Raw genomic sequence first — 23,582 nt, 5'->3', positions numbered from 1 at the left:
TCCATCATCCTTCATAAGGTGCAACAACTACCTGCACATCGTCTTCGTACAGGATTTTTCCTGGGTTGGCGGAATAGAGCACCTGCCAGCCAACGTCATACCGGCCCAGAAGATCCGTGTAAAAAGCCACTCCTTCCAGCAGGTGTGCGGCGCTGCCCTTGAACCAGGACTGCGCCGACGGGTTGATGTGGGGGTCGTAGACGGACCTGTCAACTGTCGAAGGGTCCGTGTAGGCGGCGTCGTAGTGATCGTTCGCGGCGCGCCAGGAAGCCCAGTCCTCACCGCTGAGCCTGCCGCCCCTTGCCAGACCGTTCGCCAAGGCGAAGATCCCCGGGTACCGTCCACGGGCGTTGGGGGCACTTGCCTGATAGCGCACGAAAATCAGTTCCATGCGCCCAGCTAATCATGGGTCAGTAGCGGCGCTGTGGCGGCCTGCTCGAGGGTTGAACGTCGTGTATCGCCCAGGAAAGAATCTTCAGGTCCGATTCGCTGCGCTCGTACACGCCGTGAAGGTACGACTCGAACTCAAGCAGTTGTGCCTCGCCGCCGTTGGACCAGTAGCTGAGCCACAGCTCACGGAGGTACCGCGCATCCTGCTCAATAAGCCTTCGGGCCGTCAGTCGTGGATCTTCCATCAGGGGTACCTTGTTGCTGAGGCCGGCCCCCCGGCCGGGCGTTCGAATCGTTCTCGCCGATTGCCGCCACTGCTGGAGCAGATAACCATCGTCCCATATTCAGTCGCTAAGGTCACCAGTTCATTCAGGCTTTCGCGGGCTCACAGCGGCCGCCCGCCTGGAATGGAGTCCATGGAACGCCGCCTCTGGCGGAACCCTCAGGTGGAGGCTAAAGTTGGGACCGGTCCGGTAATTCACTTCGATGGACCACACGAGAGAGCGGAGGTGTTTTTGATGACTGTCATTGCCGCGCGCCCCGGGCGCTTTGCAACCATCACCCTAACCACCCCCGTCTCCAGCCGCACCGCGTAGGGCACTGACCGCGCACGCCATCACTCCTTGGGCAAAGCCCGGGTACTGGCCGGTGCCAGGGGACTTTTCCCCGAGGTATCACATTGAAAAATTCTTCAGGCAACAGCCTGGACAGCATTGCTTTACCCACTTCCGGCCACAACGGGCCCACTTCCGGCCACAACGGGCCCAGCCTGTACGGCTATAACCCCGCCGTGGAACGGCACTTCGACGAAAATCCGCCCCCGGTCAGCAGTACGGCCTGCGAGCCTGGCCGTGTGGTCCGGGTGGACCGCAGCATGGTGCTGGTGGCGGTCGGCGCGGAACTCCTGCACCTGCCCTACCCGCTGGATGCCGGCGTGCCGGTAACGGGCGACTGGGTATGGATCGGACCCAACCGTGCCGGTGACCGGCAGATAGTCGCGATCCTTCCCCGGCGCTCGGAACTCAGCCGAAAGCGCGCCTTCGAGGCCTCGTCGGCCGCCCAGGTGCTGGCCGCAAACATGGACGTGATCGGCGTGGTGGTGCCGGTGGACCGGCCGCTCACGCACAACCGGCTCGAACGCACCCTGGTTGCCGCGTGGGACTCGGGAGCCGTTCCCTTGGTGATCGTCACCAAAGCGGACCTCGCGGACATAGCGGACGACGTCGTCGGGCAGGTCATCCTGCAGGCGGCGGGAGTTGAGGTGGTCACCACCTCCGCCGAGCATGGGGACGGAATCGATGAACTGCTGGGCCGCCTGCCGGCGCGCAGCACGTTGGTCCTCCTAGGGCCTTCCGGTGCCGGCAAATCCACCCTGATCAACGCGCTGGTGGGGCACAACGTCCAGGACACTGGCGCCGTCCGCTCCGGTGACTTCAGGGGCAAGCACACCACCACCTCCCGTGAACTGGTGCCTCTGGCGGACGGCACCGTCCTGATGGACACTCCCGGCGTCCGCGGGTTTGGGCTTTTCGACGCCGACGACGGGATGGAGCAGATGTTCGGCGACGTGGACGAACTGGCCGGCCTCTGCCGGTTTTCGGACTGCGCCCATGAGCGGGAGCCCGGCTGTGCGGTGCGGCAGGCCCTCGCCGACGGCACGCTCGAGGACCGGCGCTGGAACAACTACCTGAAACTCCAGCGCGAACTGGCAGCACTTGCCCGCCGCAAGGATGCCGCAGCCACCCGGGCGTACCAGCGCGAGTGGCACCAAAAGGTGGTGGGAGGAGGGACATCCCAGCGTTCCGCGGAGCGGGCCAGGTCGGAGCGGCAAGAGGAACAGCGGTCTAAACGGAAGCGGCGCTAAACACCGGGAAGCCCTGCGCGGCTCTGTGCGGCAGGGCTTCCCGCTGCCGTCCGGCACATGCAACGTTGTAATATTTTCCTAGCTGGCCAAACGGCCGGGAACCTTAGCAAGGAGATCCACCATGGCAGCGACTCTTCACGACGTGGCCCGGGTCGCCGGCGTGTCCTTCAAGACGGTCTCCAACGTCATCAACAACCACCCGCATGTCCGGGACACCACCCGCGCCAAAGTGGAGCAGGCCATCGCCGAGCTGGGCTACCGCCCCAACCTGACCGCCCGCAGCCTGCGCTCCGGACAGACAGGTGCCGTCACCCTGGCGCTCCCCCAGCTCAGCCTGCCCTACTTCGCCGAGCTGGCCGATGCCGTGATCGAAGCCGCCGCGAAGCACGGCCTGGTGGTGCTGATCGAGCAGACAGGCGCTGACCGCGCGCGGGAACTCGAAGTGATGTCCAGCCCGCGGCTCAAGATGTCGGACGGCCTGATTTTCAGCCCGCTCGCCATGGGCCAGGAAGACGCCGACCTGGTTAAGGCCGACGTGCCGATTGTCCTGCTGGGTGAACGCATCTTCGGCAGCGGCTCGGATCACGTCACCATGCAGAACGTCACCGCGGCGCGGGCAGCCACCGACCACCTGCTGGACATCGGCCGGAAGCGAATCGCCGTGGTGGGCGCCCACCAGGGGGAAGTCATTGGTTCTGCCGGGCTGCGGCTCCGCGGTTACCGCGAGGCGCTTGAGGCCCGGGGCATCCCGTACGACGACGGGCTCGTTGCCTACGTCCGGGACTGGCATCGCTCCAACGGCGCTGCGGCGATGCACGATCTGCTGGACCGCGGCGCATCCTTCGACGCGGTGTTCGGGCTGAACGACACCTTGGCGCAGGGCGCCATGCGGGTCCTGCAGGAAGCGGGCTTCCGTGTGCCGGACGACGTCGCCGTGATCGGCTTCGATGACCTGGACGAAACCCGCTATTCGCTCCCCACGCTCAGCACCGTGGACCCGGGGCGGGTGGAGATTGCGGAGACCGCCATCCGGATGCTCATGGAGCGGATTAAGAACCCGGATGGCGGCGCGCCGCGTCAGATCGAAGCTGCCTTCCGCGTGGTGCCGCGGGAATCAACGGCGAGCTGACGCCCCCCTCAGAGTTTTTGTCCAGCTACGGCGAGTTAAACCGACCGGAAGTCGCCGTAACTGGACAAAAACTCGGGTGGTTACTGCCAGCGGGCGGTGGGCCAGCCGTCCTTCCACTCCAGCTCGGCCAGGCCCAGCCGGAAGGCGCCGTCAAGTTCCTCGGCGTAGTAGTGGAATGCGAGCGTGCCGCCGGAAACGGACTGGCCGCCCGGCCCCACGCGCCCGCCGTCGGTGCCCAGCAGCGGTGTGCCGCCGCCGTCGAGCAGTGCCTTGCCCTCGGCATCCACATACGGGCCGTTGATGCTGTCCGATTTCCCGACGGCAATGTTGTAGGTGCTCTCCAGCCCCTGGCAGCAGAAATCGCGGGAGAAGAAGAGGTAGAAGGCACCGTCGTGCGGCAGGATGTAGGGCGCCTCGATCGCATTCGGCGGCGCCTTCCGGTCGGCTATTGTCACCGGCTCTGCACCCGCCGCGGGCAGCCCGCTGGGCCACTCGAGCTCCACCAGCTGCAGCCCGGTCCAGAACGAACCGAAGGTCATCCACGGCGTGCCGTCCGCGTCCTCGGCAATGCCGGGATCAATGGCGTTGAACCGCTCCCCCTTCGAGGACATCACCTGCCCCCGGTCCACCCATTCATAGCCCGGGTCCTCCGGGTCAAGCGTGGTGTTGGTGGCCAGCGCAATCACGGACAGGTTCTTGCCGAAGGTGGAGGCGGAGTAGTAGAGGTACCAGGTGCCGTTTTGGTGGTACAGCTCCGGCGCCCAGAGGTTGTCCACACCGGGAACCGCCGCCGCAAGCCAGGCCGGTTTCTGCTGCCAGACCTCGCCGGCGTATTCCCAGTTCCTGCCATCGGTGGAGCGCCTGATCTGGATGTTTCCGTCCGCCACCTGGCCGTTTCCGGTGGAGTAGATGAACCAGGGTTTACCCTCCCCGCCCTTCACCAGGGCAGGATCGTGGGTGAAAATATCCCCGGTCAGCCCAGCTTCCGTTGGTTCCTGTTTGGCTGTGGCGCCGGGAACGGCGGCACACGCGGACAGGACCACGACGACGGCGGCCAGCGCCGCAGCCAGCCCCACCGCCCTGAGGTGAAGGACCGCTGATGAAGAATGGCCCGGGAGGCGGCCGGCTGCAGGGCTAACGTTCCGGGAGCGCACGTCAGCCAAGCGCGACGGCGGACCAGGACACCGGCGGCAGCGTCACCGTGAGCGTGCCCTCCTCCAGGACGGCACCGTTGAGCTGCTTCAGGCCCACACGGTTCTGGTCCTGGAGGGTGTTCTTGGCGTACACGTCCTCGTCGTGGAGGGTGACGGCCTCGGTGACCACGGTGGCTTTCAACTCTGAAACGTTGATGCTGACGTCGATCGCCTCCGTCTGGCTGCGGTTCACCAGGAACAGCGCCGACTGGCCGGTGGCGGCGTCGGCGGTTGCCACGGCGTCCACCAGCGGCGCTTCGCCATAGACCGCCGTCGTGTACGTCCCTGCCTCAATGCGCGGGCGGAGCACCTCGCCACGGGCCAGGCGCGAGGTGACGGAGAACGGGAAGAACGTGGTCTGCCGCCAGGAGTCGCCGCCGGGCTCGGTCATGATGGGCGCAATCACGTTCACCAGCTGCGCCAGCGAGGCCGCAGCCACGCGGTCGTGGTTCTTCAGCAGGGTGATGAGCAGGTTGCCGAACACCACGGCGTCGGCCACGGAGTAGACATCCTCCAGCTGGCGCGGGGCGTGGGTCCATTCCTCGTTGACCTCGTCGGAGGCCTGGTGCTCGTCCAGGTACCAGATGTTCCACTCGTCGAAGGAGAGCTGGATGGTCTTTTTGCTCTTGAGCTTGTGCTTGACGTGGTCGGCGGTGGCCACCACGGTCTCGATGAAGTACTGCATGTCCAGCGAGGATGCGAGGTAGGAGCCCAGGTCGCCATTGCGCTCCTGGTAGTAGGCGTGGCAGGAAATGTAGTCCACGTAGTCGTAGCTGTGCTCCAGGACCACCCGCTCCCATTCGCCGAATGTGGGCATGGAGGAGCTCGAGGAGCCGCACACCACCAGCTGCAGGTCCTTGTCCGCGGTCTTCATGGCGGACGCCGTACGGGCTGCGAGCCTGCCGTAGCTGTCTGCCGACATGTGGCCGATCTGCCACGGGCCGTCCATTTCGTTGCCGAGGCACCACATCCGGATGTTGTAGGGATCCTTGGCTCCGTTGGCGATGCGCTGCTCGCTGAGGGCGGTGCCGGAGGGGTGGTTGGCATACTCCAGCAGGTCAAGGGCGGCGTCGATGCCGCGGGTGCCCAGGTTCACGGCCATCATCAGCTCGGAGCCGGTGAGCTCACACCAGCGGGCGAACTCGTCCAGGCCAACCTGGTTCGATTCCAGCGAGTGCCAGGCGAGGTCGCGGCGGACCGGCCGCTGGTCCCGCGGTCCCACGCCGTCCTCCCAGCGGTAGCCGGAAACGAAGTTTCCGCCGGGGTAGCGGATGGTGCTGGAGCCGAGTTCCTTGACCAGCTCGATGACGTCCAGCCGGAATCCGTCCTCGTTGGCGGTTGGGTGCCCGGGCTCGTAGATGCCGTCGTAGACGCACCTGCCCAGGTGCTCCACGAAGGAGCCGAAGATGCGCCGGCTGACGGGGGCAACGACGGCGGACCTGTCGATGGTGATGACGGTGGGTGCCACAACAGCCAAGTCGGTCTGTTCAGCAGCAGCGGAGGTGATGGTCACGGTTCTTCCTGTTCTGTATAACGTTGTAGTAAAAGCCCCGCCCAACTGGGTAGCTCCAAGTGTCGTTTTGAGCTGTCTAAACGACAGTTGGCGCTACCTGGTTGGGCAAGAGCGTGTGGATAGGGCTTGAACGTGTCAGGCGGGGACGGTGCGCCCCTGTTGGAGGGTGGAAAGCCGGCGTTCCACCAGCCATCCGGAAAGCAGCAGGGGAACCGATGCCCCTGCCAGCGGCAGCAGGACGGTCGTTCCGGAGAAGATGACGGCGCATGCCAGCAGGCTCAGCAGCAGCGAAATGCTCATCACGGGCGACACCAGCGGAAGCACAAAGGCCGTCCGCCAGGTCCGTACTATCGAGTCACGGTAGCGGCTGCAGATGGCCACCGCCGTCGCGGCCGCCAGGAAGGTGGCAGTGCCTGCCATCGCCGCCACAAGAAGAAGGACGGCGTGGACTGGCGAGGACAGCAACACGGCGCCCTCCGGTCCCAGCACGCTGAGGACGTTAAGGCCAAGTACGACGCCGGCCAGCCAGAATATGCTGCCCACCCGGTTGGCGTGCCAAAACTGGAAGCGGTACACGCTGATGAAGTCACGCACCAGATGCTCCCCGGCAAGCCCTGCACGCAGCCTGGCCAGGATGGTGGTGGCCGCGACGGCCGCGGGGAACAGTCCAAAAACCAGCAGTCCAGCCAGCGCCCCGGCCACAAACAGCATGTTCACCAGCACCAGCCGGGTGGCGAAACCCAGCCACTGCATCACCCGGCCGGCCCAGCCCAGATGCAATTCGTTCGGTGTAACGGCGAGGTTGTTGCCCGTCATGGTCAGCCCTTGGATCCCGAGAGGGCGATTGATTCGATGATCTGGCGCTGGAACACGATGAAAACGATCAGGACGGGCAGCAGCGCGATGAACGATGCCGCCATGATCAGGGGGTAATCGGTCTGGATGGCGTACTGGGCATTGAAGTTGGCGATCACCAGCTGCAGGGTCTGCGTTCCGGGCGAGTTGAGGTAGATGATCGGTGCCAGGTAGTCGTTCCACATGGCCATGAACCAGAGGATGAACTGGGCCGCAAGGGCAGGGCGGATGGCGGGCATGATCAGGGTCCAGAAGATCTGCAGGTAGGACGCGCCGTCGATCCTTGCCGCCTCCACGATGGAGTCCGGCACGCTGTTCAGGAACTGGCGCAGGAAGAAGATCATGATGATGTTGCCGAACAGCCCGGGCACGATCAGCGGCAGCAGGGTGTCCACCCAGCCGATGCTGGCGAAGATGGTGAACTGCGGAATCATCAGCGTGGGGAACGGGATCATCAGGCCGGACAGCAGCCCCAGGAACAGGACGTTCTTAAAGGGCATCCGCATCTTGGCGAACGCGAAGGCGGCAAGCGCCGAGGTCAGGGAACCGATGATGGTGACGGAGCATGCCACGATCAGGCTGTTCTGGATGCCGGTGAGGAGCGGCCCGGCCGTCCAGATCCGCGCATAGTTTTCCCAGACGAACGGGTCCGGAATCCACTGCGGCGGAAGCTCGAACACGCCGTCTTTGGTTTTCAGTGACGTGGAAAAGGTCCAGGCGAGCGGCGCGATCATGATGATGGCGCCCACGCTGAGGATCAGGGTGGTCAGGATATTGCCCAGCCTGAGCCCGTTTTTGGTCGAACGCTGGCCATCCTTGGCACGGTGCGGCTGGTTGCCGGTTCTGTCCCGCCGGTGGCCGGGGATCGGCTCGGTGGTTTTCAGCGGAGGGGTGGTGATGACATTCTGCGCGGACATGACTGCCTGCCTCAATCGATCGAAAACTGGTTGCGGCGGTTAAGCCGGAACTGGATGAAAGTGATGATGAAGACCAGCAGCCCCAGGACCACGGACATGGCGGAGGCGTAGCCCATCTGGAGGTTGTCGAACGCTTTTTGCCAGATGTACCAGACGATGGAAGCGGACTCGAACTCCGGGCCGCCGGTGGGGGTCATGATGTTGATTTCCACGAAGATCTGGGAACCGCCAATGATGCTGGTGACGATAAGGAAGAAAGTAACCGGCCGGACCATCGGAATGGTGATGTGGCGGAACTGCTGCCAGGCCGAGGCGCCGTCCAGGGCGGCGGCCTCATACAGGTAGCGGGGCACCGATTGGAGGGCGGCCAGGTAAAGCAGCATCGAATACCCCAGCCCCTTCCACACCGCCATGATGATCAGGGCAGGCTTCACGGTGGCAGTGTCCTGCAGCCAGTTGGGGCCGTCGATTCCCAGCAGTCCCAGCCCCTGGTTAATGAGGCCGAAATCGCCGTTGAAGGCCCACTGCCACAGGATGGCCACGGCCGCGATGGAGGAGATCACCGGCAGGTAGTAGACCGTGCGGAAGAACGTGGTGCCACGCATCTTGCGGTTCATGGCAAGTGCCAGGGCCAGCGAAATGACCAGGCCCACGGGGATGCCGATCATCATAAAGACGGTATTCCACAGCGACTTCAGGAAATACCTGTCGCCGAACATCTTGGTGTAGTTGTCCAGGCCCTTGAACACCGGAGCGGAGATACCGTTCCAGTTGGTGAAGGACGCATACACGGAGAACAGCAAGGGGAAAAGCGTAAAGAGGAGGAACCCGATCACCGGTATGGCAACAAAGACAAGGGCGGCCTGGTGTTCCTTCCGGTGAAGCCGCGAGCGGCGCGTGATGGTTGATGACATCGCTGGATCCTCTTTGATTCGGGACTGCTTTGATTCGGGACGGTGCTGCCCGGCAAAGGGCAGCACTTCAAAAGACGGGTGGAACGGTGCCGCGGCTGCCTTCCGGTGCAGCCGCGACACCTGGTGTGGGGGTTAGCTGCCGGCCTGCTGGTTGGCTGCGTCCAGGAATTCCTGCATCCGCGGCTGGGCTTCCTTCAGGTAGTCGGCTGCGGTCTGCTTGCCGTCCAGCACGGGCTGAATGTTGGTGAAGAGTTCGTCGTACCACTCGGCGTTGAAGGTGTTGCCGCCCGGCAGGGCCCGCCCGTAGTCCTTCACGATCTGCAGGAACTCGGCCTTGTTGGCAGGCTTGGTGGTGGTGTCGGCGGCCCAGGTCTCAGCCATGTCCTTCAGGTTGGGGATCTGGATACCCGCATCCACCAGGCTCTGCTGGGCTTCCTTGTTGGCCGTCAGGTATTCCACCAGTTTCACGGCGTCTTCCGGGTGCTTGGTGCTCTCAGACACCGCGACGCCCAGCGTTCCGATCCAGCTGGCGGTCTTGCCGGTGTCGCCGGCCGGGTACGGGATCACATCCCATTCAAAGCCCAGCTTCTGGTAGGTGGAGAGGTCCCACGGAGCGATCGGGAAGAAGCCGATTTCGCCCTTCATCCAGCGCTGGTACGTGTCCAGGGTCTGTGCCTCGGCAACGGACGGCGTCACGCCGTGGACGTTCTGCAGGTCAGCGAACCACTGGAGGGATTCGGCAAACTCCGGCGTGTCCACCGTGACCTTGGTGCGGTCCTCGTTGAGCCAGTCGCCGCCGTTGGACCAGACAAACGGCTGCAGGTTCCACTGGACGTTCAGGCCGGTGCCCCACTGGTCCAGGGCGCCGTCCCCGTTGGTGTCGGCTGTCAGCTTCTTGGCCGCGGCCACGAATTCGTCGAAGGTGTAGGGCTTGTCCTTGTCCGGAAGCGGGATGCCTGCCTTCTCCAGCATGGTCTTGTTGTAGCCGAAGGAGAACGGTCCAACATCCTTGGGGAGGGCGTAGATGGCACCTTCGCCCACCCGCTTTCCGTCATAGCGGTAACTGTCGACGCCGTACTCCCAGATGTTGTCCAGGTCGATGGTGTCGGACTTCTCCACGTACTCGGTGATGTCCTTGACGATGCCGTTCTGCACGTACGCCTGGACGTCGCCGGGGCCGATGTAGAAGACGTCCGGGACCTGCTTGCCGGCGATGGCAGCCTTCAGCTTGGTGGCGTACTGGTCCGCGGTGGTGACGATGATGTCCACGTCCACGTTGTTGTCCATTTCAAACTGCGCGACGGCCTTTTCGTAGGCCTTCTTTTCGTCCTCACCCCCACGGAACATAAAGGTGAGTTTCTTTTCGCCGGCATCCCCGCCTGTTGGGGCGGAGCATCCGCCGAGCATCAGGCCTGTTGCGGTCAAAAGCGCCAAGGCAGCGGCCATGGGACGTGACTTCGTCATCACGTGGTCCTTCCGGTTGGGTGAATGGATCAAGATTGCTTGCTGGTGAGACTCAGTCCCGCTGGCAGCGGCGAGGCGGCGGACAGGCATCCGAGACTGTTTTTGCAACGTTGTAAGAACTTTCACACAACGATGTAAAGAACGTCAAGGGGGCGCGGCGTTTTCTTTTTAAGCCCGCGGCCCGTTCCCTTGACGCCCCCGCCGGCCCATGCCATATTTCTCGTTACAACGTTGCAACTTTTCGGCCGGGCGCATCCCCGCTGCCGTCGTCGACTTATCCCCCAACCACCCTTTTCGGAAGGACCACGTGATGACGAAGTCACGATCTTGGACAACGCGCGCAGCGGGATTGGCAGCGGCTTTCGGCATCGCGCTGACAGCGGCGGTGCTGCCGCCGGCCGCGGGCGCCGCCATTGAAAACAGACCAGCGATAGAACACCAGCTGGCTGCTGACCAGAAGCAGGCCGGAGCACACAAGCAGCAGGCCGACCTGCCGGGCGGCAAAACGGTGGTGGGCCAGACCTCGCCAATCCACGATCCCGCGCTGATCATCGCCGACGACGGCACGTGGTACGTCTATTCCACCGGACTGCTAAACAGGGAGAACGGCGGGACCATCCAGATCTGGTCCTCCTCGGACCAGGGAACGACGTGGGAGTACAGCGGCACGGTCTGGGACAAGATTCCGGCGTGGATTGATGAACACTTCGCCGACGGCGAGCTGCCGGGCAACCTGTGGGCACCGGAAATCACCGAACACAACGGGACCTACTACCTGTACTACTCGGCGTCGCGCTTTGGCGGGAACAACTCTTTGACCGCCCTCGCCACCAACACCACTCTTGACCCCAACGACCCCGACTACGAGTGGGTGGACCAGGGCCTGGTGGTCTCCTCCCCCGCCACGGGGCTGGATCCGAACAACCCCGGCAAGACGTTCAACGCGATCGACGCCGGCATCATCGAAGATGCGGACGGCACCCCGTACATGGCCATCGGCTCGTTCTGGTACGGGATCTTCCTGGTGCCCATCGAGTGGCCCACCGGCAAGCCTGTGGCCGACTGGCAGTCCAAGACCGTCAACATCGCGGACCGCTTTATGCCGGGCAACCCGGTCGAGGCGCCGTACATCACCCGGCACGGCGGCTACTACTACCTGTTTGTCTCCTTCGACTCCTGCTGCCGGGGCGGGGACTCCACCTACAAAGTGGCGGTGGGCCGCTCCACGTCCGTGAAGGGCCCCTACCTGGACAAGGACGGCCGCGACATGTTCGGCGGCGGCGGGTCTGTGGTGCTGGATTCGCACGGTGCAATCACGGGCCCGGGCGGACAGTCGGTTTTTGGCGACTACCTGGCGTTCCACTACTACGACGGGTCCAACCAGGACATCCCGTACTTCCCCACCCTGGGCCTGCAGAAGATCAACTGGGTGGACGGCTGGCCCGCTTTTGACCAGACCCTGGAGCTGCCGGCGGTACAGAAGCAGCCGAAGCCGGTATCCATAAACGCCGGGAAGACGGCCGTATTCGCCGCCACAGCCACCGGGACGCCAGGCCCGGTGGCTGTCTGGGAGACGTCCTCCGATGGCGGGGCCACCTGGGAGCAGCTCGAATCCCAGCCCATCACCAAGCGGACGGACGAAGGCACGTACCGGTCCACCCTCGAGTTGGCGGCCGCTTCCACGGAGGACGACTCCCCAGAGCCGGGGCTTCTGGTGCGTGCCGTTTTCCACAACGCACACGGCTCGGTGACCACCGACGCCGTCGGACTTTCGGTGCGGTAAAGCCCTGAAACTCCGGGTTTAGTCCATGGGCCGGCACAGCGTGGGGGCTTAACGCTGTGCCGGGGGCCGGGTAGGGTTCCGTCATGGACATCATCCTGGTACCCGGTTTCTGGTTGGACGCCTCGTCATGGGCGGAGGTGACGCCAGCCCTGGAGGCGGCAGGGCACACGCCCCATCCGCTCACCCTTCCCGGCCTCGAGTCTGCAGACGCCCCGCGCGCCGGAATTGGCCTGCGTGACCACATCGATGCCGTCGTGAAGGCCGTGGACGGGATGGAAGGGAAAGTGGTGCTGGTGGGCCATTCGGGCGGCGGCGCCATCATCCACGGTGTGGTTGACGCGCGGCCGGACCGGGTGGAGCGGGCCATCTACGTGGACAGCGGCCCCCTGGGCGAAGGCGGCGTCATCAACGATGAGCTGCCGGCGGAGGGCGACGACATTCCCCTGCCGCCTTGGGAGGGTTTCGAAGACGCCGATCTCACGGACCTCACGGAGGATCTTCGTGCCCAATTCCGGGCCCGCGCCATCCCGCAGCCCAAGGGCGTGGCGTTCGATCAGCAACACCTGCACGACGTGCGCCGTTATGACGTCCCCGCCACCGTGATCGCGTGCGAGTTTCCCTCCTCACTGCTTCAGGAGTGGATCGACGCCGGCCATCCCTACGTGGCGGAGCTGGCCCGCATCCGGGACGTGGAGTACGTGGACCTTCCCACGGGGCACTGGCCCCAGTTCACCAAACCGGCGGAACTGGGCCAGGCAATCCTGGCAGCGGTGGACCGCAAGGTGTGAAGGAGCAAAAACCCATGCTTGAACCCGCAAACGCAGAACACTTCGACAGCGCCAAGGTGCTCACCGCCGTCGCAGAGAAAGCCGGCATCCGTCCAGGGGACGGGGACTGGGCCGATTTCGAACGGCGCTTCCACGTCCATTTCCCCGACTTGGCGCGCCTTTTTCACGCACTCTACGGCTCACGGCCTGACTTCCAGGATCAGCTGATTTCCCTTGTGCTTGAGGCGGCAAGGTCCTGGCAGGAAAGGGCGGCGGACCTGAAGATCCAGGACGCCGAAAGCGACGGCGGCTGGTTCGAGTCCAACCGTATGCTCGGCGGGGTCTGCTACGTGGACCGGTACGCCGCCGACCTTGAAGGTGTCCGTGCCCGTATCCCCTACTTCAAGGAACTGGGCCTTACCTACCTGCACCTGATGCCGCTTTTCCTGGCACCCGAACCGTTGTCCGACGGCGGCTACGCGGTGTCCAGCTACCGGCAGGTCAATCCGCGGCTCGGAACCATGCAACAGCTGCGCGGGCTTGCCGCCGAACTGCGCGCCAACGGTATCAGGCTGGTTGTGGACTTCGTCTTCAACCACACGTCAAACGAGCACGAGTGGGCCCGGAAAGCTGCCGACGGCGATGCGGACTTCAGCGACTACTACTGGATTTTCCCTGACCGGAGAATGCCTGACGCGTTCGAGCAGAACGTGCGGGAGATCTTCCCGGAAGACCACCCCGGCTCCTTCGTGCAGCTGCCCGACGGCAGGTGGGTATGGGCCACGTTCCACACCTACCAATGGGACCTGAACTACACCAATCCTGAAGTGTTCCGGGCAATGGCGGCCGAGATGCTCTTCCTCGCCAACCAGGGCATCAGCATCCTCCGGATGGACGCCGTCGCCTTCATCTGGAAGAAGCTGGGAACACCCTGCGAAAACCAGCCCGAGGCACATACCCTGCTGCGGGCCTTCAACGCGGTCTGCCGGCTGGCCGCCCCGTCACTGCTCTTCAAATCCGAAGCCATTGTCCACCCGGACGAGGTGGCCCTGTACATCGATCCGGCGGAGTGCCAGCTCTCCTACAACCCGCTTCAAATGGCGCTCATCTGGGAGTCGCTGGCCACACGGAACGTTTCGCTGCTCTCCCAGGCCCTGGAACGCCGCCACAACATTCCCCCTGGGACATCCTGGGTGAATTATGTCCGGAGCCACGACGACATCGGCTGGACGTTCGGCGATGAGGACGCCGCAGAGCTCGGAATCAACGGCTTCGACCATCGCCGGTTCCTGAACTCCTTCTACGTCAACCGCTTCCCGGGCAGCTTCGCACGCGGTGTGCCCTTCCAGGACAACCCCAACACCGGCGACTGCCGCATCTCGGGAACAACTGCCTCGCTCTGCGGGCTGGAGCATGATTCGGTCCAGGCGGTGGACCGGATCCTGCTGGCCCACTCGGTGGCATTCAGCACCGGGGGCATACCCCTGCTGTACCTGGGCGACGAGGTGGGCCAGCTCAATGACTACGAGTACGCCGCGGAGGAAGGCCACGAAGCCGACAGCCGCTGGGTGCACCGGCCCCACTTTCCGGCCGAACGCTACGCACACCGCCATGACCCGTCAACCCCCGAGGGCGCCATCTTCGCAGGCCTGCGCAGAATGGCGGATGCCCGGGCCAGTACCCCTGAACTGGCAGGCACCCGCCTCATTCCGTTCGACACAAAAAACCCGGGCGTCCTTGGCTACCAGCGGCCCGGCGAGGGAACACTGGTACTTGCCCTTGCCAACTTCAGCGACCATCCCCAGATCATCCAGGCCGGGACACTCTCAGGCTTCGCACCGGAGGCCGTGGACATTCTGTCCGGCAACCCGGTAAGCCTCAACAACGGAATAGTCCTCCCGGGGCTGGAGTACGCCTGGCTCCGGGTTGTGCCGGTGAACCCGCAATCGTCCTAGAAGCTGCTGCTGACCGGCGGCGATCGCCTTCTGCGGTGGACCGCACGGCCTGAGCCCCAGAGCACCGGGGTACAGGGCCTAGGAAGACGGCTTGGTGGCTTTGCCGTCAAGCCACAGGACATTTGATGCGTCGGCATGGGTGCCCGCGGAGCCGACGTGTTTGTCATCAATTACTGGACCTTTTTTGATGACATGGACCAGCGCCATGGCATGCCCACGTCCCAGTCCGTAGTCCTCTTTCAGCCAATCAACAATGTTTGCGGCTTTCGTATCAGGCAGGTGATAGCCCCGCTCCCGCGCCTTCTCCACAAGCTGCCTGGGGGTGAGACCTGTTTTGTCCTCGATGGCGTCGAGGTAAGCCTGGAATGACATGTTGGTGCCTTTCTTCTTCTGATAGAGCCACAATCAGTTGACGGACAGCGCCAGGTACAAGGCTGCGAGTAACAGTGCAGTGGGGGTCATGACGAGGCGTTCCGGCTTGCTCCGGGAGATACCGTTCATCACCACGCCCAGGGCGAAGTAGCCTGTCAGCACCCAGGAAAAGACCGAGGTGAAGGATTCGTTGACCAGGGGCGGGGCCAGGCCGGCTTTGGCCAGGGCTGCGTAGGCAAAAAGTGCGTACAGCCCAATGGACACCGCGCTGCCTGCCCTGAGCCGGCCGGGGAGCACTTCGTGCTGCCCTCCCCAGGCCATTCTCCCCAGCGGAGCCCCGGCAACCAGTGCGGCCTGGAAAACTGCCAGGCCACCCAGAATCACGCAGGCAAAGATCGCGGCTAGCTGATCCAACGGCATCAAGAATCCATCCTGTTATTCATTCCCCGGGCACGCACAGCATGCTGAATCTGGGCAGGCCGAATCCATCTAGCAAGCCACGGCGCCAGCCTAGCGGATGGAGCCCTCCTTTTCCCTGAGCGCGGCCGGCGGTATGTCCGCCCGGAGTTTCGCGCCCTCCACGTCAACATCGGGCAGGATGCGGTCCAGCCAGGTGGGCAGCCACCAGGCCTTTTCGCCGAGCAGGTACATGACGGCAGGAACAATGGTCATGCGGACCACAAACGCATCCACCAGGACGCCGAACGCCATGGCAAAACCGAGCGGGCGCACCATGGTCAGGTGGCTGAAGACGAACCCGGAGAAGACGCTGACCATGATGATGGCGGCGGCGGTGACCACAGCGGCGGCATGGCTGAAACCTGTCCGCACGGCGTGTTTGGCGGTTTCGCCGTGCATGTAGGACTCCCGCATGCCGGAGGTGATGAACACCTGGTAGTCCATGGCCAGGCCGAACAGCACGCCGATCAGGATGATGGGCAGGAAGCTGAGCACCGCGCCGGGGTTGGGAACGTCAAACACTGTCCCCAGCCAGCCCCACTGGTAGACGGCGACGACGGCTCCGAACGCGGCCGCCAGGGACAGCAGGAACCCGCCCGTGGCCAGCAGCGGCACCACGATGGAGCGGAACACCAGGAGCAGGAGGATCAGGGAGAGCCCGACGACGATCGCCAGGTAGGGGGGCAGGGCGTCGCCCAGTTTCGTGGAGACATCGATGTTGCCGGCGGTCTGCCCGGTGAGACCGACGGTAACGCCCGTGGAGTCCTTGATTTCGGCGTTCCTCGCACGGAGTTCGGAGACCACCTGGACGGTGCTCGCACTGGCGGGCCCTTCCCGCGGGATCACCTGGAATACGGCCGTGCGGCGATCCTCGCTCAGCGCAACCGGGACGGCCGCCGTGACGTTGTCCACACCCCGCAGGACGTCGGCCACGTCGTACTGTTTTGACACTGCTTCGGCTTCGTTCAGGCCGGCGGGGAACTCGCCCACCACCACGATGGGTCCGGTCATGCCCTCGCCGAAGCTGCGCTTGGTGGCGTCGTACGCCTTGTAGGCCTGGGAGGCCACGGGCTCGGAGCCGCCGTCGGGCAGGGCCAGCCGGAGCTGGCTGGCCGGCAGGGCCAGCACACCCAACAGGACAACGCCGGCCAGGAGGGCCAGGATGGGGTGGCGGGTGACCAGGCCTCCCCAGCCATGGCTGCTCCGGTGCTCTTCCTTGGTACGGTCTGCTTCTTCGTGGCCGGGTGCCGCGTTGTGCGCTTCGGCCTTCGCCCACCTGCGCCGGGAGATCAGGCGTCGGCCCACGAGCGACAGGACGGCCGGGGTGAGGGTCAGGGCAACCACGACGGCGACTGCCACAGTGGCCGCGGCGGAAAGGCCCATCACCGCCAGGAAGGGGAGCCCGGGCACCACCAGAGCCGCGAGCGCGATGATGACGGTAAGCCCGGCGAACAGTACGGCGTTGCCGGACGTGCCGGTGGCCAGGGCGGCGGACTCCTCCGCGTCCATCCCCGCCAGCAGCTGGTTCCGGTGCCGGTTGACGATAAAGAGGGAGTAATCGATGCCCACGGCAAGGCCCAGCATGAGGGCAAGCATGGGTGAAATGGAACTCATATCCACCACGCTGGTGAGGGCGAATGTGCCGCCCACGCCGACGGCGACTCCCACCACTGCCATCAGCAGCGGCAATCCGGCAGCGATCAGCGTGCCCAGCATGACGATCAGCACCAAGGCTGCAATGGCGATGCCGAGGATCTCGGAAATTCCGAACAGGTCGGAAACATCCTCGGTGATCTCTTTGCTGGCGTAGGACGTGACGCCTGCTGACGACACTTCCTGGGCGATCTCCTGGACTTCCTCGCGGACAGCCGGATCGATCGCATTGATGGAGGTTTTGAACTGCACCTGGGCGAGGGCTGCCTTCCCGTCCTCGGACACGAAACGCATGCCTTCGGAAGCCGCGATCCGGCGTTTGCCGAGTTCCAGCTCAGCGGTGCCCGCCTCGAGATCCTTCCGGCCGGCGTCGAGCTGCTGCTGCCCGGCGGCAATCGCCGCTTTCTGCTGGCCCAGCTGGGCCTCGATGGCAGCGTCGGGAAGCCCGGCGGCCTTCATCTGCTGTTCAGCCTGGGCCAGCTGGGCAGCTCCTGCCGCGAGTTCTGCGGCGGATTTGTCCAGCTGCGCCTTCCCGGCCGCAGCTTTCTGCTCGCCGGTTGCCAGGTCCGCTGCTCCCTGGTCAAGCTGGGCCTGGATGGCGAACGGATCCACTGTTCCCTGGACGTCCGGCAGGGTGCCCAGCTTGGCCAGCGCGGCAGTCACGGCGGCCTTGCCTTCCTGGCTGAACCCATCGCCGTCGGCCTCGAAAACGATTCCGGCGGTGCCGCCCGAGGAAGCCGGCAGGTCTGCCTTCAGCTTGTCCAGCATCCGCTGGGTTTCGGTCCCGGGGATCTGGAAGTTGTTGGACATGGTGCCGTGGAAGGCGGCAGCCGAGCCGCCGACGGCGACGAGGACGGCAAGCCACGCCGAGATCACTAGCCAGCGGTGGCGGTAGGAAAACTTGCCCAGGCGGTAAAGGAGTAAGGCCATGTCAGTGCCGATCTGTGGGAAGTGCGGATGCCGGGGTTTCAGCAGCCTGGGAAGTCTGTGAGGTGTCTGGCGTTGTGCCGAAACCGCAGGCCAGCAGATCCATGGAATCGATCATCAGTTGCCGGAGCGTGGCCATGGAGGCCTCGGAGAGGTCGGCGCCGCAGCGGGCAAACCAGACCTCCACTGCGGCCTTGCCGCAGGAAATGACCGAGCCTGCCAGCGCGCGGAGGTACAGCTCATCCAGTTCGACGCCGGTGTTCCCGGCAATGCGCTCACGTGCCGCCTCAATAATCTGCCCGGCGCAGTGGTCCCACGCTTCGAGCTCCGTACGGGCGAGCTGCTGGTTCTGCTGAATCAGGCTGAAGAGCTCGGCAACGGGCGCCACGGCCATGGGATCGGCAAGGGCCATCAGGGCTTCCCTTGCCGAAACGATCACCGGCTCACCCGCCGGGCGCAACCGGAACTGCTGGAGCGCTACGTCCAGGAAACCGTGGGTGACGTTTCCGATCGCCGCCTCGGTGCTGGCGTAGTAGTTGAAGAAGGTGCGGCGCGAGACGCCCGCGGCGTCGGCGATGTCCTCCACCGTGAAGTTGCCCAGGCCCTTTTGCCGGACAAGCTCCATGGTGGCATCCGTGATTGCCTGCCGGGTTGCCGCTTTGTTGAGTTCGCGCCGGGACAGCTGGGGAACTGCCGGCTCGGCTGATGTGGTTGATTCAGAGGTCACATAGCTACACTACGTGCAAACTTGCACTACGGGCAACTATGTTTTTGTCCTGCCAAAGATCCGGTCATACCTCCGTGTCCGTGCGGCGTTGCCTCCACAAGTAGAAAAGAGCGGCCAACACGATGAGGAGCAGTATCGCCCCCACTACGAGCGGCGTCATGTCATTGCCGGTCTGCGTAGTCTCCGTTCTGTCACCCTCCCCCGGCACAGGCGGCGAGGTTTCAGGGGCGGTTGCTTGTCCCGTTGGGGCGGGCGTTACTCCTGTGGGCGCTTCGGTCGGGGTGGGCTGCCGGGTAGCCGTGGGCTGCTGGGTCTGCGTAGCGGCTGCCTGCAGGGCCGGCGTATCGGCAACTGGTTCTGCCGTGATGGCCAGCGCCGGTCCCGGAAGAAGGAAAACCGCAAAGAGGCCTAGGCTCAAAGCGGTTCTGATCAAGGTAATTCGCATTACTCCTCCTCGCCTGCTGGTGGGCCTCGGAGGCCGTTGCACCCGGTCAAAGCCCACTTTCCATCATTGTCATCCCCGTGGTGCGCCCCGTCTACAGTTGCCGGCCTGGCGGAGGCTTCAATGGCCGGTGTGGGAGTATGCTCAGTTTCAGTGATTCTTCTTTCTTCTCTGTGACCCGTTTTTCCGTGACCCAGAGCCTCCGCAGCCTTTGCCGGACGCTCGCTGGAGCGGTGATTCCGTGTGCCCGAAAAGGGAACTCAATGCTGAGTCCCCTCCTCCCCTGCACACTGACGGAAATCATCTTCGGGAGAACCCATGAACATCACACGTACACCCCAGAACCCCGCCACCCCCACCCTTGACCTGGGCCGGCTGCGCCCTGACTGTGGCAGCTGCTTCGCCCTGTGCTGCACAGCCTTCGGCTTCACCCGCTCCGCGGACTTCGCCATCGACAAGCCCGCCGGCACACCCTGCCGGAACCTGGGCCAGGACTTTTCCTGCACCATTCATGACCGACTCCGGCCCAGGGGTTTTTCCGGCTGCACGGTCTTTGACTGCTTTGGTGCGGGGCAGGCCGTCTCGCAGCGGCTTTTCGGCGGCATCAGCTGGCGGGATAACCCGGGCTCACAGCAGGACATGTTCGCCGCGTTCAAATCCATGAGGCAGCTGCACGAAATGCTGTGGCACCTGGCCGAGGCCCAGGCAAGAACGTTCGATCCCTATGCCGCCGGGGATGCGAAGAAACTGGCCGGGAGGATCGAGGCGATTGCCGGCGGGACTGTCTCCGGGCTCCTCAACTGCGACATGGAAAGCCTTCACGGCGAAGTCAGGGGAACCTTGATGGAGATCAGCGAAGAGGTGCGGGCGGCCCGCTTTGCCGACGGCGGCGGTCACCTTGATCCGGACCTGCAGCCGGGCGCGGACCTGATGGGAGCCAACCTCCGCCAGCGCCAGCTCTGCGGGGCGGATCTGCGGGGCGCTTATCTTATTGGTGCCGACCTCCGGGGCGCCGACCTCGCCGGCGTGGACCTGTTGGGGGCCGACCTCCGGGATGCACGGCTGGACGGCGCTGATCTTTCCGCCGCGCTGTTCCTCACCCAGCCGCAACTCAACTCAGCCAGGGGCAACAGGGCCACCGTCCTCCCGCCGCGCCTTACGCCGCCGTCGCACTGGCTGGTTGGCTAAACAGGGGAGCTCTCCCTAACGCTGGATGACGCGCGAACGGACACTTAAGCCCCGGGGCTTAAGTGTCCGTTCGCGCCTATTCCGCCGTGAAGCGGAAGAGCTGTGAACCATGGCCAGGCAGCTTCACGTCGAGCGCGGGCAGGCCATCCTTCAGGCTGGGCACGGCGTTGTTGCCGCTCCAGGCCTCCCTCGCCTTCCATGATGCGGAGGCCAAACCAAGGTCACCGAGCGGAAGCGAGCGGACCAAGTCCCCTGTCCCGGTGTTGAAGACCGCAACAAAACGGTCCTCCGACGTCGCGCTTTCCGCTTCCCACAGGACAAGATCGCCGTCCCGCAGCAGTTCGCGGTTGTTTCGGCTGGCGTTCAGGACGTCAAGGAGGTCACGGTTGGTGAGGAGTTCAAGCGTTTCCGGGGGCGAGGACGGCAGGTCACAGCCCAGCATCAGCGGCGACCGGGACACACACCAGAGGGTCATCATGGTCCGCTGTTCATCCATGGTCAGCCGGCTCAGCCGCTCGGCACCGCGCTCGGCCCTGAGGGCGATCCTGCCCACGGGCAGCATGTCGGCATCTGCCCAGGCGCCTGCGCGCTGGTGGGGTGCCCAGCGGGCCATCCGGGCGAACTGGGCCTCCACGTCCTCCCAGACATCCCAGAGGTCATCCGATACCCGCCACATCTGTGAGTTGCCCTGCAGGTGTTCCAGGTGGGCCAGGGACAGCGCGCGGCCTGGCGACAGGCTCAGGGCAATTTCCCGCCCAGAATTCGAGATGGCGCGCTGGTAGGCCGCTATCTCCTCCGCGTAGTAGGGACCCAGCATGTCGTCAGCCTTGACGAAGTCCACTCCCCAGGCGGCAAAGAGGCGCAATTGTGAGTCGTAGTAGGCCTGGGCACCCGGATGCTGGTGGTTCAGCCCAAAGTTGTCCGTATTCCAGTTGCAGACGGACGATTGGTCGGCAACCTGGTCAGCCGTGAAGTCCGTGCCTTCCACCGGAAGACGGTCCCTGACAGCCTGTCGCGGGATGCCGCGCATGATGTGTACGCCGAATTTGAGGCCCAGGCCGTGGATCCTGTCCGCAAGGTCCTTGAAGCCAACTCCCTCAGCGGCCGACGGGAACCTGTTGACGGCAGGCAACTGCCGGCCGAAGGCATCAAGTTCCAGGGCGGTGCCATCGTTGTAGCCGCCGGCGCGGGCTGCGGGTTCGTACCACTGGATGTCCACCACCACCGTGTCCCAGCCATGAGGCAGCAGGTGTTCAGCCATAAAAGAAGCGTTGGCCAGCACCTCCTCCTCGGTGACCGTGGTGCCGTAGCAGTCCCAACTGTTCCAGCCCATGGGCGGTGTCTGAGCGAGAGTCATCGGGATAATTTACAACGATATAGAATGGGGCGCCAGCCCATCTCGGAAATGGCTTTCAGAACGAGCTACCAAGGCTGGAACTGCCTTGACAGCCGCGATTGTTAGCGTTGAGTGTTGATGGAGCCAACCCCACCCCAACAGAGAGTCGAGTCAATGCAAAACTGGGCAGGAAACCTCGAATACTCCTCTACGGAGATTCGCCGTCCACGCTCTGTGGAGGAACTCGCTGAGGTGGTGGCAGGCGCCAGCCGGGTTAAGGCCCTGGGGTCCCGGCACTCCTTTAACCGGGTGGGCGACACCAGCGGCGTCCACGTGCTCCTCGACGGACTGCCGCAGGAAATCGAGCTGGATTCCGAGGCTCGGACCGTCAGGGTGAGCGGTGGCGTCAGCTACGGCGAGCTGTGCCGCAGGCTGGACCAGGCCGGCGTCGCCATCCACAACCTGGCCTCCCTGCCCCACATCTCCGTGGCGGGGGCCATCCAGACCGGAACCCACGGCTCCGGAGTCAACAACCCCTCCCTGGCGGGCGCCGTCAAACGCATCGACCTGGTCCGCCCCTCGGGTGAACAGGTCTCGCTGTCCGCCGCGGACGGGGACCAGTTCCTGGGCAGTGTTGTAGGCCTCGGCGCCCTGGGAATCGTCACCGGACTGGAACTGTCCGTCCGGCCAAGCTTCCACATGCGGCAGCGCGTCCTCGAAAATCTGCCGTGGGACAGTGCCCTGGAGAACTTCTCCGCCCTGGTCTCCAGCGCGTACAGCGTCAGCCTCTTTACTGACTACGCGGGAGACGTCATCGATCAGGTCTGGCTGAAGGCCCTCGATTCCGAACCTGCCCTAACCGGGCTCTTTGGCGCCACCGCGGCCGCAGAGGCGCGGCATCCCCTGCCCGGAATGTCGGCGGAAACGTGCACACCCCAACTGGACGAACCCGGGCCATGGCTGGACCGCCTGCCGCACTTCCGGCACGAGTTCACTCCCAGCAACGGCGCGGAGCTGCAAAGTGAATTCATCATGCCACTGGAGCAGGCGCCGGCCGCATTGCAGGCGGTACGCACCCTGGCGGCCAAGGTGGCGCCGCTGCTGTTCGTGTCCGAGATCCGCACGGGCGCGGCTGACGAGTTCTGGCTGAGCCCGTTCTACCGGCAACAGAGCGTGGCCCTGCATTTCACCTGGAAGCCCCTGCAGGCTGAGGTTGAGGCTGTCCTTCCGGAGCTCGAGGACCTGCTCCGTCCGTTTGGTGCCCGGCCACACTGGGGCAAGCTCTTTACCCCTGCCGGCCACGACTGGGAAGCGCTCTATCCCAGGTTCGGTGACTTCCGGTCACTGGCCTCGGCACATGATCCGGAGGGCAAGTTCCGCAACGACCTGCTGGACAGCATCCTGGGGGTCCCCGCGGCGAGCGCCCGGTAGCGGCGTTACCCTACCGGTCCTCAGGAGTCGTTTGGCCAGCGTGAAGGATCGGCGGGAAGAGCCAGCGTGAAACATCGCTGCGGAGCGCCACGTGGGGGCCCCCGGTCTCACTGACACTTCCAGTGGGAACGTAGTACCCCCGTCCGGCACCGGGTCCGCCGGCCGCCGTGTCCAGCGCCGCAACCAGATGTTTTGGCAGATGCCCCTGGGGTCCAATGGTCCGGAGCTCTTCAAGCTCATCCTGCGACAGCCTGCCAAGCACAGCAGCTATATCGGTCATGATGGGTCCCCTCCCAACGGGTG

22 protein-coding genes are annotated in these 23,582 nt (G+C 64.5%); 7 read left to right on the top strand and 15 right to left on the bottom strand.

The annotated features are described in order from the left end of the window. Positions 1-4 precede the first annotated feature (4 nt). Together M1E17_RS00485 and M1E17_RS00480 are read right to left on the bottom strand one after the other, a co-directional pair. Positions 5-391 (bottom strand): hypothetical protein, encoded by a 387-nt coding sequence (locus M1E17_RS00485; protein WP_457964671.1) that lies wholly within the window; start codon positions 389-391, stop codon positions 5-7. 19 nt (positions 392-410) lie between these two features. Beyond that, the gene (locus tag M1E17_RS00480) at positions 411-635 is read right to left on the bottom strand and encodes a hypothetical protein (protein WP_457964669.1); all 225 of its coding nucleotides are present in this window, start codon (positions 633-635) and stop codon (positions 411-413) included. A 434-nt stretch (positions 636-1,069) separates the two neighbouring features. Here M1E17_RS00480 and rsgA point away from each other — a divergent pair, with 434 nt between their 5' ends. Continuing rightward, the gene (rsgA, locus tag M1E17_RS00475) at positions 1,070-2,254 is read left to right on the top strand and encodes a ribosome small subunit-dependent GTPase A (protein WP_457964668.1); all 1,185 of its coding nucleotides are present in this window, start codon (positions 1,070-1,072) and stop codon (positions 2,252-2,254) included. Positions 2,255-2,375: 121 nt separating this feature from the next. Next, positions 2,376-3,383, top strand: a complete 1,008-nt coding sequence (locus M1E17_RS00470) for a LacI family DNA-binding transcriptional regulator (protein ID WP_457964667.1) — start codon at positions 2,376-2,378, stop codon at positions 3,381-3,383. A gap of 80 nt (positions 3,384-3,463) precedes the next feature. Here M1E17_RS00470 and M1E17_RS00465 read toward each other — a convergent pair whose 3' ends face one another. The 6 genes from M1E17_RS00465 to M1E17_RS00440 form a co-directional block, all read right to left on the bottom strand. After that, the gene (locus M1E17_RS00465) at positions 3,464-4,537 is read right to left on the bottom strand and encodes an arabinan endo-1,5-alpha-L-arabinosidase (protein WP_457967916.1); all 1,074 of its coding nucleotides are present in this window, start codon (positions 4,535-4,537) and stop codon (positions 3,464-3,466) included. 1 nt (position 4,538) lies between these two features. Further along, positions 4,539-6,089, bottom strand: coding sequence for an arabinosylfuranosidase ArfA (gene arfA / locus M1E17_RS00460; protein ID WP_457964666.1), 1,551 nt, complete (start codon positions 6,087-6,089; stop codon positions 4,539-4,541). Positions 6,090-6,224: 135 nt separating this feature from the next. Further along, positions 6,225-6,905: a YesL family protein gene (locus tag M1E17_RS00455; protein ID WP_457964664.1), complete on the bottom strand. Its 681-nt coding sequence runs from the start codon at positions 6,903-6,905 to the stop codon at positions 6,225-6,227. Between the two features lie 2 nt (positions 6,906-6,907). Beyond that, positions 6,908-7,861 (bottom strand): carbohydrate ABC transporter permease, encoded by a 954-nt coding sequence (locus M1E17_RS00450; RefSeq protein ID WP_457964662.1) that lies wholly within the window; start codon positions 7,859-7,861, stop codon positions 6,908-6,910. Positions 7,862-7,872: 11 nt separating this feature from the next. Continuing rightward, positions 7,873-8,775, bottom strand: coding sequence for a carbohydrate ABC transporter permease (locus M1E17_RS00445; RefSeq protein WP_457964660.1), 903 nt, complete (start codon positions 8,773-8,775; stop codon positions 7,873-7,875). 132 nt (positions 8,776-8,907) lie between these two features. After that, positions 8,908-10,239, bottom strand: coding sequence for an ABC transporter substrate-binding protein (locus M1E17_RS00440; protein WP_457964658.1), 1,332 nt, complete (start codon positions 10,237-10,239; stop codon positions 8,908-8,910). 310 nt (positions 10,240-10,549) lie between these two features. Here M1E17_RS00440 and M1E17_RS00435 point away from each other — a divergent pair, with 310 nt between their 5' ends. The 3 genes from M1E17_RS00435 to M1E17_RS00425 all read left to right on the top strand — a co-directional run bounded on the left by M1E17_RS00435 (position 10,550) and on the right by M1E17_RS00425 (position 14,744). Next, entirely contained in the window at positions 10,550-12,022 is a 1,473-nt protein-coding gene (locus M1E17_RS00435) for a glycoside hydrolase family 43 protein (RefSeq protein ID WP_457964656.1), read from the top strand. An 83-nt stretch (positions 12,023-12,105) separates the two neighbouring features. Then, complete coding sequence (locus M1E17_RS00430; RefSeq protein ID WP_457964655.1) at positions 12,106-12,810, top strand: alpha/beta fold hydrolase; 705 nt, start codon at positions 12,106-12,108, stop codon at positions 12,808-12,810. A 14-nt stretch (positions 12,811-12,824) separates the two neighbouring features. Continuing rightward, complete coding sequence (locus M1E17_RS00425) at positions 12,825-14,744, top strand: alpha-amylase family protein (protein ID WP_457964654.1); 1,920 nt, start codon at positions 12,825-12,827, stop codon at positions 14,742-14,744. Positions 14,745-14,822: 78 nt separating this feature from the next. On the opposite strand, the gene M1E17_RS00420 is transcribed toward M1E17_RS00425, so the two are convergent. From M1E17_RS00420 to M1E17_RS00400, 5 genes are all read right to left on the bottom strand, one after another. Then, positions 14,823-15,116 carry a DUF4287 domain-containing protein gene (locus M1E17_RS00420; protein WP_457964653.1) on the bottom strand — a complete coding sequence of 98 codons (294 nt, stop codon included), beginning with the start codon at positions 15,114-15,116 and terminating at the stop codon, positions 14,823-14,825. 33 nt (positions 15,117-15,149) lie between these two features. Next, on the bottom strand, positions 15,150-15,536 hold the full coding sequence (locus M1E17_RS00415) for a hypothetical protein (RefSeq protein ID WP_457964651.1): 387 nt from the start codon (positions 15,534-15,536) through the stop codon (positions 15,150-15,152). Positions 15,537-15,626: 90 nt separating this feature from the next. Continuing rightward, the gene (locus tag M1E17_RS00410; RefSeq protein ID WP_457964650.1) at positions 15,627-18,158 is read right to left on the bottom strand and encodes an MMPL family transporter; all 2,532 of its coding nucleotides are present in this window, start codon (positions 18,156-18,158) and stop codon (positions 15,627-15,629) included. Position 18,159: 1 nt separating this feature from the next. Beyond that, on the bottom strand, positions 18,160-18,882 hold the full coding sequence (locus M1E17_RS00405; protein ID WP_457964648.1) for a TetR/AcrR family transcriptional regulator: 723 nt from the start codon (positions 18,880-18,882) through the stop codon (positions 18,160-18,162). Between the two features lie 64 nt (positions 18,883-18,946). Next, complete coding sequence (locus tag M1E17_RS00400; protein ID WP_457964647.1) at positions 18,947-19,327, bottom strand: hypothetical protein; 381 nt, start codon at positions 19,325-19,327, stop codon at positions 18,947-18,949. A 315-nt stretch (positions 19,328-19,642) separates the two neighbouring features. On the opposite strand from M1E17_RS00400, the gene M1E17_RS00395 reads away from it, so the two are divergent. Then, a complete protein-coding gene (locus M1E17_RS00395; protein ID WP_457964645.1) occupies positions 19,643-20,512 on the top strand; it encodes a pentapeptide repeat-containing protein in 870 nt (289 codons plus the stop codon). A 76-nt stretch (positions 20,513-20,588) separates the two neighbouring features. Here M1E17_RS00395 and M1E17_RS00390 read toward each other — a convergent pair whose 3' ends face one another. Next, positions 20,589-21,869: a glycoside hydrolase family 27 protein gene (locus tag M1E17_RS00390; protein WP_457964644.1), complete on the bottom strand. Its 1,281-nt coding sequence runs from the start codon at positions 21,867-21,869 to the stop codon at positions 20,589-20,591. Between the two features lie 153 nt (positions 21,870-22,022). Between M1E17_RS00390 and M1E17_RS00385 the strand changes: the two genes are divergently transcribed. Beyond that, positions 22,023-23,279 carry a D-arabinono-1,4-lactone oxidase gene (locus tag M1E17_RS00385; protein WP_457964642.1) on the top strand — a complete coding sequence of 419 codons (1,257 nt, stop codon included), beginning with the start codon at positions 22,023-22,025 and terminating at the stop codon, positions 23,277-23,279. 10 nt (positions 23,280-23,289) lie between these two features. Here M1E17_RS00385 and M1E17_RS00380 read toward each other — a convergent pair whose 3' ends face one another. Then, on the bottom strand, positions 23,290-23,559 hold the full coding sequence (locus M1E17_RS00380; protein WP_457964640.1) for a hypothetical protein: 270 nt from the start codon (positions 23,557-23,559) through the stop codon (positions 23,290-23,292). Positions 23,560-23,582 lie beyond the last annotated feature (23 nt).

It is taken from the genome of Arthrobacter sp. D1-29 (assembly GCF_054130585.1).
This window is presented reverse-complemented; position numbering and strand designations above follow the sequence as displayed.